We start from the raw sequence: 12,776 nt of genomic DNA, 5'->3' as shown, positions 1-12,776 counted from the left end.
GCCAGAATGCGTAGGCGGCAAGATCCCCTCCCGGGTAAGGTGGCCGTCGTTGGAAACGCTGTACTGGAGCGCTTAGTGAGCGTAGTTCGCCAGCAACGAACGGATTGCGGCGTCATTCATGTTGTTCGGCGTCACCGTGACCACGTCAACAAATATCTGAGGGCGCGGCGGATGGCCCTGCAACGCCGAGACCAACCCTTCCAACGCAAGATAACCCATGCGGTAAGGGTCCTGCAATACATCGGCATATATGACGCCACGCCTGAGTCCGTCCATGAATTCCGGACGCCAGTCGAATACGACCAGGCGCGGGCGATCGGCGATCGCCTTTGCGTCAATGATCCGCAGGGCGCCGTAGGCGATCGGTTCGGCCGGCGCGAAAACGGCATCGAGGTGGCCCGGATAGCCGCTCAAGGCCTCCGTGATCAAACGCTCGGCATCACGGGGCCGGTACCCCACGTAAGTATCAATAACCACATCCCAACCCTTCTCCCGTGCGACGCTCAGAAACCCGTTTTCGCGCGCGGTCGTAGAGCTGATGTTCGTTGCAAGCCGTAACACGGCTACCTTGGCACCCTTTTGCAGGGCCGGTACCAGGCTGAGCGCGGCCTTTCTGCCTGCACCAAAATTGTCTGTATACACGGTCGAGATGCCCCTGTAATCAGGGCTGTCCCGATCAACGAGGATCACTGGGACTCGGATCGAAACCTGCGTTTTGCTCTGCAGGGGTTCCGGCGCTAACACAACGCCGGCCACCCCCTGCTGCACCAGGTAGTCGATCATGCGCAACTGGAGATTCGACGTGTCCAGCGACGCCCCATCCGAAGGATTGCGTATCAGGAGATGCACATGCCGATCCTCAGCCGCCTGTTCAATGCCTTTGATCATTGCCTGGTAGAAGACAAGCGATGATCCGGGTAGGACGACACCGATTGTGGTCGCTCTCGCGGTCGATACGGTTGCGGTCAAGGCGGAAAGAAGCAAGAAGAACGAAAGAGTCTTGCGCATAGTGACTGACCTTCGTTATCGAGATCGCTCGAAATAGATCCCCGCTCACGGAGCAGGATTCCTTCAGACGATTACCTTATTCGGGGAGAACCGCTAAAACCAAGCTTCCACTCCACTATACGGCACGGCACGACTTCCGAACCGTGAGGAAGATTTCGCAACCGCTTTCACTGTTTCGTCGCGCTGCGTTCGCCCTCTGTTCCTCGCTACCCTTCAGTCAATCGACGCTCGTGCCGATTCTGTCGCATTGTGTTGGTGTTCAGAATTGGCGCTAGCCAGCGTGCACAGCACCGCTAGCATGTCCAGTAATTGCGCTAGCGTGCCTTGCATGTGCTGTTAATCAATTCGTGCATCGCACTTTACCTCGAAGCCGCAGCACCGCTTTTCGCACAGGAGACGTCTCGCGGATTATGGCCGCAGCCGAACACTACCACGCGTGCTAATCAAAATAGCTCTTTGCACAAGAGCTAAAGTTATCTTTCCTTAAACCAGATAACAAAACACAGAAGCGCTTTCTGACTGCATGCGGCCGGTAACGATCCTGAACTCCACCCAAAAAAAGTGTCCCTCGGATCGCATCGTCCGTAAGACTTGATATCCAGCACCGATGCCACGCTAGCAGAGTTACCGAACAAGCATCATCACGATTGTTGTACCGTCGCGACAGGCGTGATCGCACGCAACGCGTTACGCAGCAAGCCATCCCGGCGTTTTGGCCGCTAGCATTCCTGTGAACATGGCTAGTGGCAATTGTGAGCACCAACAGAATTAACGGACACCAACAGCTATTGCAGCACAGGCCCGCGGAGCACTCAAGAAGTCAGTCCTGGAACTCGGAGGCTCAGATCCTTTCATCGTTCTGGCTGACGCGGATCTCGAAGGTGCATCTGAAGCTCCAACCGGGCACATCAGCACTGGCATATTGCCAGGCAGACCGATAGCCTGGTTAGGCCTGGACTCGAAAGATTGGAGAGGCTCCAACCGTCCAATCGCGATGAAACTGGGATTCATGTCGAATACTTCGATGCCATTCATTGTGTTAGCTATCGTGTTTGATTGACTCTGGCACCTGCTTCGTGCCTCCACTGCATATCTCTGCCGAGGGCTGGGTCTCTCGGACACGCCGCTTCGACAAGTGACTGCTAATTCGTATAGCTCCAAAGAGCCTTAATGAAAGGGCTCGAAACATCCTTTGGATGTGGGACTTTTCGAATCGCCCTGAAATCGCCGCCTAATTAACGGCGCTTTGGTGTGCGCTCGACTACATCGTTCGCGATACGCGCTCGGCCACCTCTGCCCAATGCTCGACTCGACGAACGAATCCGCGATGTCGAGGCAAGTTCGCATGTTGCTATTTTTCTAAGCTTCGTTATTGGACGGCTCACATCTTGTGTGTCAGCAGCGCGCATCCGAAGCAGTCAGTCCTCAAAATTTGTGCACCGCACAACGAAATTTCGAAATGCCGCAGACTTTTTTGTCTCTGGACGGCCGTTTTCAGCTTCCCGCACACTTTGTTGTCTCCCGATACTTCGCAAAAAGAAATTTGACAAACTATCTTTAGATATATATCTTACGACACATCTTAAGACACAAACGGGAGTACCCAAGATGCGTCATCACCATCGATTTTCCCGTCCGCACAAAGCGGACGACAGTCCGTACACCGGCCGCGAAGCGGCGTCGCTTCATGCACTCTGGCATGCGTTCGCGCGCCACCACGAATCTCGTCGCGCACCAGGCGAACGAGGCGAACACGATGCCCGCCGTGACGCTCGTGGCCACGACGGCCACGACGGCCGCGGCTTCGACCGCTTTTCGCCGCACGCCCTGTGGCACGCCATCGGCCGCCATCATGAGCAGCGCGGCGGCGGTCGCGGCGGGCGCTTCGGCGGCGGCCCAGGCGGCTTCGGCGGCGACGGCGACGGTTTTCCGCGCGGCCGCAAATTCAGTTCCGACGACCTGCAACTGCTGCTGCTCTCGCTCATCGGCACGCAGCCGAGCCACGGCTACGAACTGATCAAAGCGCTCGAAACCCGTTCGAACGGCTTTTACAGCCCGAGCCCGGGCATGGTCTATCCGGCGCTCACGTATCTGGAAGAACTCGGCTATGTGACCGTGCAACTCGAAGGCAACCGCAAGCGCTACGAACTGTCGGAAACGGGCCGTGACTACCTGGCCGCCAACCGCGAGCGCGTCGAGTTGATGCTCGCCAGGCTGAGCCATATCGCGCGCAAGATGGATTCGGTGCGCCGCGCGTTTGCCGGGGAAGAGCCGGCCGACATCAGCGAAGGCGGCTGGCTGCCCGAGCTGAACGAAGCGCGCCGTGCGCTCAAGCGTGCGCTGCTGCTGCGCGACAACGCGCCAGCGGCCGAGCAGCGCCGCATCGCCGACATTCTGATGCGCGCGGCCAAAGAAATTGAAAGCCAGGTCAAGCCGGACAGCAGCGAAACCGGCAACGGCGGCGCAACGGCCGTTTGACATCGAGCGGCCCGCACCGCGCGCGGACTTGCGCGCCGGCAGCGCCCCCAGCGCGTGAACGCGCCTATCGAACCAACAGGAGTAGCACTCTCATGCTGATGAAACACCAACCAACCGATCTGGCCGTTCAACGCGTGCGGCATCCGCTGAAATTCCGTCTGCTGCAGGTCAAGCAGGTGCGCGCGCTGACGCCTCATCTGATCCGCGTCACCTTCACGGGTGAAGACCTGCACGACTTCGTCTCCACTTCCTTCGACGACCACATCAAAGTGTTCTTCCCCGAACCCGGCGCGGACAAGCCGGTGCTGCCGGAAGCAGGCCCGAACGGCCCGGTGTTTCCCGCCGGCCAGCCGCGGCCGGTCGCGCGCGACTTCACGCCGCGCCACTTCGATCGCGAGGCGCGCGAACTCGACATCGAATTCGCCATGCACGACGCGGGTCCCGCCGCTACGTGGGCGGCGCAAGCCAAGGTGGGCCAGTACCTCGGTATCGGCGGCCCGCGCGGTTCACTCGTGATCCCCACGGGCTTCGACTGGCATCTGCTGATCGGCGACGATACCGCGTTGCCCGCCATCGCCCGCCGCCTCGAAGAACTACCGGCCGGCACGCGCGTCGCCGCGGTAATCGAAGTCGCCGACGCGTCGGCGCAGATCGAATTCACGACGCAGGCCGAGTTGCATCTCGTCTGGTGCCATCGCAACGATGTGAGCGTACGCGGCGAAGCTTTGTTGCGGGCGGTCCGCGAAATCTACCTGCCTGAAAACGGCGAAGGGTACGTGTGGGCGGCCGGCGAAGCCGCCACCATGCGCGCGGTGCGCTATCACCTGTGCACGGAGCGCGGCGTCGACAAATCGCGTATTCGCGCGGCCAGCTACTGGAAACAGGGTGCCGAAGCGGTGCACGAAACGCTCGACGACTGAGCCTGCTAAAACAGATCCTCATGCCGGCAATTGACGAGAATTTCCGCGACGCTCGCGGAGTTCGGCATCTCGATTGTGTTGGCGACCAATCGTGCGATGTCCTCGGGTTGTGTCATGGCTTCCGGCTCGAGATCCGCGATGCCGGCGGCCATTTCCGTGTTGACGAATCCGGGGCATATCGCCGTCGCACGCAAGCCATCGTCCCAGCCTGCGCGACGTACGGCATGAGTCAACGCTATCGCGGCATACTTCGACATCTGATAGCCCGCGTTGAGGTTCTTCACGCGCTTGCCGGATAGCGACGCGATCTGCACGACACGAGCATCGCCCGCGCGGCGCAAATGCGGCAACGCAGCCTGGATCAGCCGGAACGGCGCTTTCACGTTGATGTCGAGCGTTTCTTCGAGCAGTTCGTCGGTGCCCTCTTCCAGCCCGATGTGCTTGCAGATACCCGCATTGCTGATCAGCACGTCGATACGGTCGAAGCGTTCGACCGTTGCCTCGACCCAGCGGCGGCCCGCGTTTGTGTCGCGCGCTTCGTATGGAAACGCGAGCGCATCGAAACGACCGGCGAGCGCCGACGGATCGCGCACGCCCAGCGACAGCCTATAGCCGCGTCGCGACAACTCGGTCGCGATTGCCAGCCCGATGCCGCGACTCGCGCCGGAAATCATGGCTACTTTTTGCATGACTCTCTCCGTGAAAGCATTACCTTAAAAGCCCGCATCGATGACGATTTTCGTACCGTCGCTGAACCGGTTGAGGCGAAACGCGTGCGGATCGACGAGCGGCGTGTCGTTCGTCACCAGATCCGCCATCAGCTTGCCGGCCGCCGGCCCGATGCCGAACCCGTGCCCCGAAAAGCCGGTGCCGATGAAGAGGCCCGGCACCGTATCGACACCGGAAATCACCGGAATCGCGTCAGGCGTCACATCCATGTAGCCCGCCCAGCGCTGCGCGATTCGCGCGTGCGCCAGATGCGGGAAGACCTTGATGAACTCGCGCAAGCCGGCGTCGGTGTATCGGGTGATCGGCTCAGGATCGAGCGTGCGGATCTCTTCGAACGCTGTGGGACGGTCGAGCACCCAGTGTCGTGGACGGCGCAATTCATCGAAGAAACGAGCGCCAATGCCAATGCGCAACGAGCCCAACTGGCTCTTCAGTGCTTCGACGTACTTGAAGAACAGGCGAAATGAATCGGGCGTGAGATCGCTATAAGTGCGGAAGCCAAAAGCGATCGTGTAGCCGCCGTCGGCGCGCTTGCGAAACGCGAATTTCTTGTTGCTCGCGCTACAGGCCGGGCCGCCGTCGAGCGGCTCAGTGCGAAGCACCGAGGCTTTTACCAGCAGTTGAGGTACATCGACACCCAGGTTCCCGCAGAACAACCGCGACCATGCGCCGCCCGCGACGACGACGCTATTGCAGCGGATCGTACCGTGCTCGGTGACCACCGCACTGACGCGCCCCGCGCTCGTTTCGATGCCACGCGCGGCACACGGCGTCAGAATCTTGACACTGCGTTTGCGTAACGCATTCGCGATCGCCGGTGCGGCTTTTTGCGGTTCGGCGCGGCCGTCGCCTGGTGTGTAGAGTCCGCCTTTGAACGCTTTCGTGGCGCCAGGCAGCAGTGCGCCAACGGTACTTCCGTCGACCAGACGTGTATCGAACGCGTCACCCGCTACGTTGCGCGCCTTGTCGAGCCATACGTGGTGACTGTCCATCACGGCGTCTTCGTCCGTCATATAGAGGATGCCGCATTGATTGAAGCCGGTGTCGATACCCAACGTCGCATCCAGTTTCCGCCACAGCTTCAGGCTCTCGATGCTCAACGCGAACTCGCGCATGTCGCGATGCGTGACGCGAACCCAGCCCCAGTTGCGGCTCGATTGCTCACCCGCGATATGGCCTTTCTCACATAGCGCGACCTGCAAGCCTTTCTCGCTGAGATAAAGGGCCGTGCTCACGCCGATAATGCCGCCGCCGATCACGACGACATCGACTTTGGCTGGCAAGGTGGTGTCGTCGGCGACTGTTTCTACTTTCGGTCCCATCGTGGCTGATATCCTGCCTGTGAAGGCTAGTTATGTTGATCGGCGACGCCAGCCCTGACCGCGACGGTCGAATTGGCCGAAGCCTGCGCCTTGCGCTGCCTGCGTGACGATCCCGTTCTGGAATGACCGCGCGACGGATTCGAATGACGGTTGGTCCAACGGTCAATGTGGTTAATCGCGTGCGTGAGCGGCACGGTCACGAGCAGATACACCACGCCCGCGGCCACCAGCGGCGACAGGTTCGCGGTATTCACCGACGTGTTCTGGCCGATCGTGAACAGATCGCGCTGCGAAGTCAGCAGGCCGAGAAAATAGACCAGGCTCGAATCCTTGACGATCGAAATGAACTGATTCGCAAGCGCCGGCAAGATGCGCCGCACGCCCTGCGGCACGATCACATAGCGCATGCTGCTCCAGTACGTCATGCCGAGCGCCTGACATGCGGACAGTTGTCCGCGCCCCACGCTTTGAATGCCGGAGCGAAAAATCTCCGCGATATACGCGGACGAAATCAGCCCAAGCGCGACGATCGCGAGCGGGTACGGATTGGGCCCAAAGATCGCCAGTCCCACGGGCGCGAGGCCTTGCCCGACCAGCAGGATCACGAGCGCTGCCGGCAGGCCGCGAAACACGTCGACGAACACCTGCGCGGGCAGCATCAACCAGCGCGTGTGCGACACGGCCATCAACGCGAGCACCATGCCCGCGACGATACCCAGCACGGTTGAAAACACCGACAGCACCAGCGTATTGACGAGACCCGTGCAAAGCAAAGACGGCATCGACGAGACCAGCAGCGGCCAGTCGAGAAAGTTCTGCAAGAAAGCATTCATGGTGCGCTCCTTGTTGAGCGCCGGCGGCGGGTTGAGCCGCCGGCCGGGCCTGATCAGCTACCGGTCTTCATCGCGTAGGGCGGCAGATTCGCGGGCTTCGGATAACCGGGGTGGAACTGCATGTACAGCTTGACCCACGTACCGTCCGCAACCAGTTGGTCGATGGTCTTGTTCAGCGCCGCCTCGAGCTTCGCGTTGCCCTTGTGCACCGGGAAGCCGGCAGGAAGGTTGACGGCCGAGATATCGAGCTTGTCCGCGATATTCAGTTGCGGGTACTTGCTCTGCAAACCCTCGACGAGCGTTTTGTCCACGAAATAGCCGTCGATGTATTTCGAGCGCATCGACAGGAAGCCCGCATTCAGATTCGGAAAGCGCACGATCTGCGCACCCGGCAGATAGCTGTCCGAATAGGTGTCCTCGATGGTGCCCTGCACGACGCCGATCCGTTTGCCCTTCACCGATGCTGGATCGCTCGTAATCGTGCTGTCGGGCAAGGTCGCAACGCTCAGCAGGCCGGTCAGGTAGCCCTCTGAGAAATCGACCATCTTCAGACGGTCTTTCGTGATCGAAATCGAGCCGGCGGCCAGATCGAGCTGCTGGTTCGCAACGCCCGGCAGCAATCCACTGAAATCCTGCGCGCGAAACTCGGCGCTCAGGCCGAGTTTCGCCGCGACCGCTCGCAGCAATTCGACGTCGAAGCCCGTCATCTTGCCGTTGTCGATATACGAATACGGCTTGTTGTTCGCATCGACACCGGCGACCAGCTTGCCGGGAGTCAGCGTGCCGAGATCGTCGGCGCGTGCGTTACCTGTCAAGGTGAACGATAGCGGCACGACAACCGCAATGAGGCTGAGAAGATGGCGAAAACGCATGATGTTTGCTCCGTCGAAAAGACCTGCGATGGAAAGAAAATCAAGTGGACATCACTGCAATATCCTGGAGAGAAAGTCGCGGCCACGAGCCGAGCGCGGACGCTCGAAAAAAGCGTCCTTCGTGTCGTCCTCGACGATGGCGCCCTGGTCCATGAACACGACCCGGTCCGCGACACGGCGCGCAAAGCCCATTTCGTGCGTGACGCATAACATCGTCATGCCGTCCTGCGCGAGTTCGGTCATCACGTCCAGAACCTCATTGACCATCTCGGGATCGAGTGCGGAGGTCGGTTCGTCGAACAGCATTGCAACGGGATCCATCGACAACGCCCGCGCGATCGCCACCCGTTGCTGCTGGCCGCCCGACAACTGCGATGGAAACCTGTCCTCATGCGCGCGCAAGCCTACGCGCTGCAGCAGCATGCGCGCCTTGTCGGCGGCTTCGTCGCGGCTGCGCCGCAATACGTTGACCTGAGCGAGAATCGGGTTCTGCCGAATGTTCAGATGCGGAAATAGTTCGAAATGCTGAAACACCATGCCGACCCGCGCGCGCAGCGTTTGCAGATTGGCTCCGCGTGCCGAGACCAGCGTGCCGTCAACGACGATCTCACCTTGCTGCACCGGTTCGAGTCCATTGACGGACTTGATCAGCGTCGATTTTCCGGAACCGGACGGCCCGCAGATCACGACCACCTCGCCCCGGCCGATGTCGGCGGAACAATCGGTCAGCACGCGCTGCTCGCCGTACCACTTCGAAACGTTACGCAGAGAAATCATCTGCAACTCCTCAAGCCTGAAGCGCATCGGCTTCGGTGTCAGTGTCGACGTCGATATCAGGAAAGGGTGGCACGCACCCGGCCGCTCCAGAGATCGTCGAATGTGTAGAGCGCCGTGCCGACCGGCACGCTCAGGCGGCTCGCCATGCCGGCCGGACTGATCGGAAACGCGCCTTCGCCGAATGCGCCCGACTTTGCGTCGAATCCGAGCAGGTGTTTCGCGATCCGCGCGCCTAGATAGCTCATTAGCGCCACGCCATTGCCGTTGCAACCGAGCGCGTAATGAATGCCGTCGTGTTGGCCGATATGCGCGAGCCTGTCGCCCGTCATCGCGACATAACCCTTCCACGCGTGCGTGATGCGCACGTCGCGCAAGGCGGGCCACAACTCGATCATCTTCGCGTGCAGCATTCTCGCCGCCACGCGCTCGCTCACCTCGCGGATCGCCGGGCGCGAGCCGAACAGCATCCGCGTGCCGTCGGGCGACGGCCTCGTGTAGAACAGATTGCGCTTCGAATCGCTGATCATGCGTCGCCCCGGATTCAGCACGGCCATCAGTCCAGGCGGCAGCGGTTCCGTCGCAATCTGGTAGCTCGCCACCGGCAGCACGCGCCGCGAGAAGAACGGCAGCAGCGGTCCCGTATAGCCGTTGGTCGCGACGAGCACATGTTTCGCGTCGATCTTTCCCCGCGTTGCATGAACCCTGAAACCCGCGCCATTGCGTTCGATCCGCTCCACGCCCGCATGCGAATGCAAAGTCGCGCCGCAGCGCCGTGCGAGATCGCGTAGCGCGCGATGATATTTGGCGGTATGCAGACCGCCGTATTCGTCGACGAGAATCCCACCGTAGTAGTAGTCCGAGCCGATCAACGCATGCTGATCCGCGCGCGGCACGACGTGCACCGTGACGCCGGTTTTGTCGCGCAACAGATCGCCTTGGCGCCGCAAGACATCGAAGTGACGTGGCGTGAATGCGCCGAAGAAGCGACCGGTGATCTGCAAATCGGCGTCGAGCCGCTCGTCGGCGACAAGGCGTTTCAGATAGTCGAAGCTCGCCATGGACTCGCTCATCAGCCGTCCCAGCCGTTCTGCCGAGACCCCGCGAATCGCATTGGTCAGCGCAAGCTTCTGTCCGCTCGACACCATGCCGCCGCTGCGCGTGCTGCCGCCCGCGCCGATTTCGGCGGCGTCGAGCACGGCGACGCGCGTGCCGAGTCGCGCAGCTTCGGCTGCCGCCGCCAAGCCGCAATACCCGCTGCCGATAATCACCACGTCAACCCCGGACGGCAACGCGTCGCGGACCGTCTCCGGCGGTGCGGCGTCCCACCAGTAAGGGGTCAGGCGAAAGTCGTCATGAAACAGCAAGGCTTCGGAACGCATCGTGGATCGCCAGTGACAAGGTTCCAGCCAGTCTAGGTTTCGCTCATCCATCCGGTCAAATACGATCAAAAACGGCTGCCATTCAATTTTGATATGGCAAGCTGAGGACCGAATCAACGAAATCAGGTGAGCCGGGCAGATGAACCAACGACAAATCGAAGCGTTCAGGCTAGTCATGTTGCGCGGCTCGATGACCGCCGCCGCCGAGGAGCTCGGCACGTCGCAGCCGAGCATCAGCCGGTTGATTGCGGAGCTGGAGACGTCGACGGGTCTGGCGCTCTTCACGCGCAACGGCGGCCGTATTCAGGCCACGGATGCGGGCAGCGCGTTCTATCGCGAGGTGGACCGAAGCTTCGTGGGCCTCGAAAAACTCGCGCATTCCGCGCGTGAGATCCGCCAGTTCGGCAGCGGCCGGTTGCGGCTCGTCGCGGCGCCGGTGCTGGCATTGTCATTCGTGCCGATGGTGATCGAGCGTTTTCTTGCCGTGTATCCGCGCATCGCGATATCGCTGGAAATGCGCAGCGAAGGCACGATCCAGCGCTGGGCTTCGTCGGCCTATTGCGATATCGGATTCGCCACGACGACGCCCGATGCGTTCGGTGTGACGAGCGCCGAGTTATACCGGTTGCCGGGTGTATGTGCGCTGCCGGCCGGGCACCCGCTGGCTGCGCGCAAGCGTATCCACGCGCGGGATCTACGCGGTGAAAAGCTGATCCTGCCTTCGTATGCCGACGACACGCGTTCGTCGCTGGATCGCGTGTTGCGTCAGGCGGAAGTCAATCAGGTGCCAACCATTGAAACACCGTACGGTGCGACGATTTGCGCGATGGTGTCGCGCGGTTTGGGAATCGGCATCGTGAATCCGCTTACAACGGTTGACGCCAATACCGCGAAGATCCAGTTCCGGCCGTTTTCACCGGACATCGTGTTCCGTGGTTTCACGGTGTGCCCCCAGCTTCAATCCACCAATCCGATCGTCGACAGTTTTCTGAAGATCGCCAACGAGACAATGAGGCTTCAGGCAAAACACTCGAAAGCGTAATGTGACGGACAGGTCTCGATATTGGATTGGCGAAACCAATACAAACCCGGTCACGCGTTTATAGCGGCGGCTAAGTGAAATCAATCCTTTTGAATCGCACTGCGTTTTGCCAGGCACGCCATGTTAATCCTTTGCCGGCATCGTTGATCGTCAGGCAGCCTCGGGGCGCGAGGCAGGCTGCGCCGTGACGAGCCGATTGCCGCCGAGCGACTTCGCGTTGTATAACGCCGCGTCGGCCGCCGCCAGCAGGTCGGCAAGCGTGGGCGCATCGGTTCCGAGCTGTGCGAGCCCAATGCTGACCGTTGCGTGTATCGCGACGCCGTCAATGCGGTGAGGGATCGCCTCGGCGAAACGTTTAGCGATGAATTCGCCCACTTCTTTGGCGCGAAGGCTGTCATGGTGGGGAAGTAGCGCGGCGAACTCTTCTCCGCCGATGCGCGCGAGAATCGCATCGGGCCTCACCCCGCTCCGAGCGATGTCGCTAAATGCCTTCAGCACCTCGTCGCCCGTTTTATGACCGTAGCGATCATTGATTGCCTTGAAGAGATCGAGATCGAATGCAAGGAGGGAAATCGGCTGGCATGACTCTGCGTCGCGGATCACCCGTTCGCCCTCTTCAAAAAACCATCTGCGATTGCCAAGACGGGTCAGGTAATCCGTTTGCGAATCTCGCAGAAGCTCGCCATGAGTCTCTTCGCGGATCAGCCTCAGCAAGGTCATTGGCAGAACAACCGAGTACAGCACACCTTCGTACATCGTAATGTTGCTGGCGACCAGCACCACGTGCTGCCCGTACCGTGACGCCAACAAAGGCAGGATGGATGCTCTGGCCGCATACAGGAGCGCATGAATGCCCGTCACCCATACTGCGATGCGCCGCGATTGCATCGCTTTCATGCTGTCGCATCGCAGCAGTTCGAAAGACGTCACGCCGCTTGCCAACGCGATCGGAATGGCACTCGCGTAGTACCACACCGAATCCTCCCAGCGCGCACCGGCCACGGCCCATGTGAGCGCCAGCAGGATGAGCATTGCAATAGAGCCGGTACGGTATTGCCGGCCGCTCAAGGACGCGGCGCCGTGCAGAAGCAATAGATAGCCAGTGACGATAACGAGGTTGCTCAAGGCGGAGCCCGTCGCACCGGGCAGCTTGTGACGAACCGTTGCCGCCGCACATCCGATCGCAAGCGTGGCGTACCCCGCTGACAGTATTTTCAATTCCCCGCTGCGTCTGGGATGTGTTCGATGTTCCCAGAGCGTCATCACGGAACTGGCGAACAGCGTCCCGACGATGAGGAAATAAAGGGTGAGAAGATCGACGTGCATCGTTGAGGAGAGAATCCTGCGCCAGCGTACCGGGGCGGCAATTCTACGCAAAAAAATCGATAGTTGGATGATAGTCGAGGTGGGGTCCCG

11 protein-coding genes and 1 pseudogene are annotated in these 12,776 nt (G+C 60.6%); 4 read left to right on the top strand and 8 right to left on the bottom strand.

Features of this window, described 5'->3' with window-relative positions; all coding sequences use genetic code 11:
* Window positions 1–72: 72 nt before the first annotated feature.
* Window positions 73–1,008, bottom strand: a complete 936-nt coding sequence (locus BLW71_RS35040) for a substrate-binding domain-containing protein (RefSeq protein WP_091807863.1) — start codon at window positions 1,006–1,008, stop codon at window positions 73–75.
* A gap of 787 nt (window positions 1,009–1,795) precedes the next feature.
* On the opposite strand from BLW71_RS35040, the pseudogene BLW71_RS43005 reads away from it, so the two are divergent.
* The 3 genes and pseudogenes from BLW71_RS43005 to BLW71_RS35030 all read left to right on the top strand — a co-directional run.
* A pseudogene (locus tag BLW71_RS43005) lies at window positions 1,796–1,894 on the top strand (aldehyde dehydrogenase family protein); the annotation flags it as partial.
* Between the two features lie 722 nt (window positions 1,895–2,616).
* A complete protein-coding gene (locus tag BLW71_RS35035) occupies window positions 2,617–3,486 on the top strand; it encodes a PadR family transcriptional regulator (protein ID WP_091807861.1) in 870 nt (289 codons plus the stop codon).
* A gap of 92 nt (window positions 3,487–3,578) precedes the next feature.
* Window positions 3,579–4,406: a siderophore-interacting protein gene (locus tag BLW71_RS35030; RefSeq protein WP_502686845.1), complete on the top strand. Its 828-nt coding sequence runs from the start codon at window positions 3,579–3,581 to the stop codon at window positions 4,404–4,406.
* A 5-nt stretch (window positions 4,407–4,411) separates the two neighbouring features.
* Here BLW71_RS35030 and BLW71_RS35025 read toward each other — a convergent pair whose 3' ends face one another.
* The 6 genes from BLW71_RS35025 to BLW71_RS35000 are packed head-to-tail and all read right to left on the bottom strand — an operon-like array spanning window position 4,412 to window position 10,318.
* Entirely contained in the window at window positions 4,412–5,095 is a 684-nt protein-coding gene (locus BLW71_RS35025; protein ID WP_091807859.1) for an SDR family NAD(P)-dependent oxidoreductase, read from the bottom strand.
* Between the two features lie 24 nt (window positions 5,096–5,119).
* Entirely contained in the window at window positions 5,120–6,457 is a 1,338-nt protein-coding gene (locus tag BLW71_RS35020) for an NAD(P)/FAD-dependent oxidoreductase (RefSeq protein ID WP_091807856.1), read from the bottom strand.
* Window positions 6,458–6,483: 26 nt separating this feature from the next.
* Window positions 6,484–7,290, bottom strand: coding sequence for an amino acid ABC transporter permease (locus tag BLW71_RS35015; RefSeq protein WP_286162191.1), 807 nt, complete (start codon window positions 7,288–7,290; stop codon window positions 6,484–6,486).
* Window positions 7,291–7,343: 53 nt separating this feature from the next.
* Window positions 7,344–8,162 carry a substrate-binding periplasmic protein gene (locus BLW71_RS35010; protein WP_091807855.1) on the bottom strand — a complete coding sequence of 273 codons (819 nt, stop codon included), beginning with the start codon at window positions 8,160–8,162 and terminating at the stop codon, window positions 7,344–7,346.
* Window positions 8,163–8,213: 51 nt separating this feature from the next.
* Window positions 8,214–8,939: an amino acid ABC transporter ATP-binding protein gene (locus BLW71_RS35005; RefSeq protein ID WP_091807853.1), complete on the bottom strand. Its 726-nt coding sequence runs from the start codon at window positions 8,937–8,939 to the stop codon at window positions 8,214–8,216.
* A gap of 56 nt (window positions 8,940–8,995) precedes the next feature.
* Window positions 8,996–10,318, bottom strand: coding sequence for an NAD(P)/FAD-dependent oxidoreductase (locus BLW71_RS35000; RefSeq protein WP_091807850.1), 1,323 nt, complete (start codon window positions 10,316–10,318; stop codon window positions 8,996–8,998).
* A 139-nt stretch (window positions 10,319–10,457) separates the two neighbouring features.
* Between BLW71_RS35000 and BLW71_RS34995 the strand changes: the two genes are divergently transcribed.
* Window positions 10,458–11,360, top strand: a complete 903-nt coding sequence (locus BLW71_RS34995) for a LysR substrate-binding domain-containing protein (RefSeq protein WP_091807848.1) — start codon at window positions 10,458–10,460, stop codon at window positions 11,358–11,360.
* Between the two features lie 150 nt (window positions 11,361–11,510).
* Here BLW71_RS34995 and BLW71_RS34990 read toward each other — a convergent pair whose 3' ends face one another.
* Window positions 11,511–12,686 (bottom strand): GGDEF domain-containing protein, encoded by a 1,176-nt coding sequence (locus BLW71_RS34990; protein WP_091807846.1) that lies wholly within the window; start codon window positions 12,684–12,686, stop codon window positions 11,511–11,513.
* Between the last annotated feature and the right edge of the window lie 90 nt (window positions 12,687–12,776).

Origin of the sequence: Burkholderia sp. WP9 (genome assembly GCF_900104795.1) — a bacterium.
Lineage (GTDB): Bacteria > Pseudomonadota > Gammaproteobacteria > Burkholderiales > Burkholderiaceae > Paraburkholderia.
This window is presented reverse-complemented; position numbering and strand designations above follow the sequence as displayed.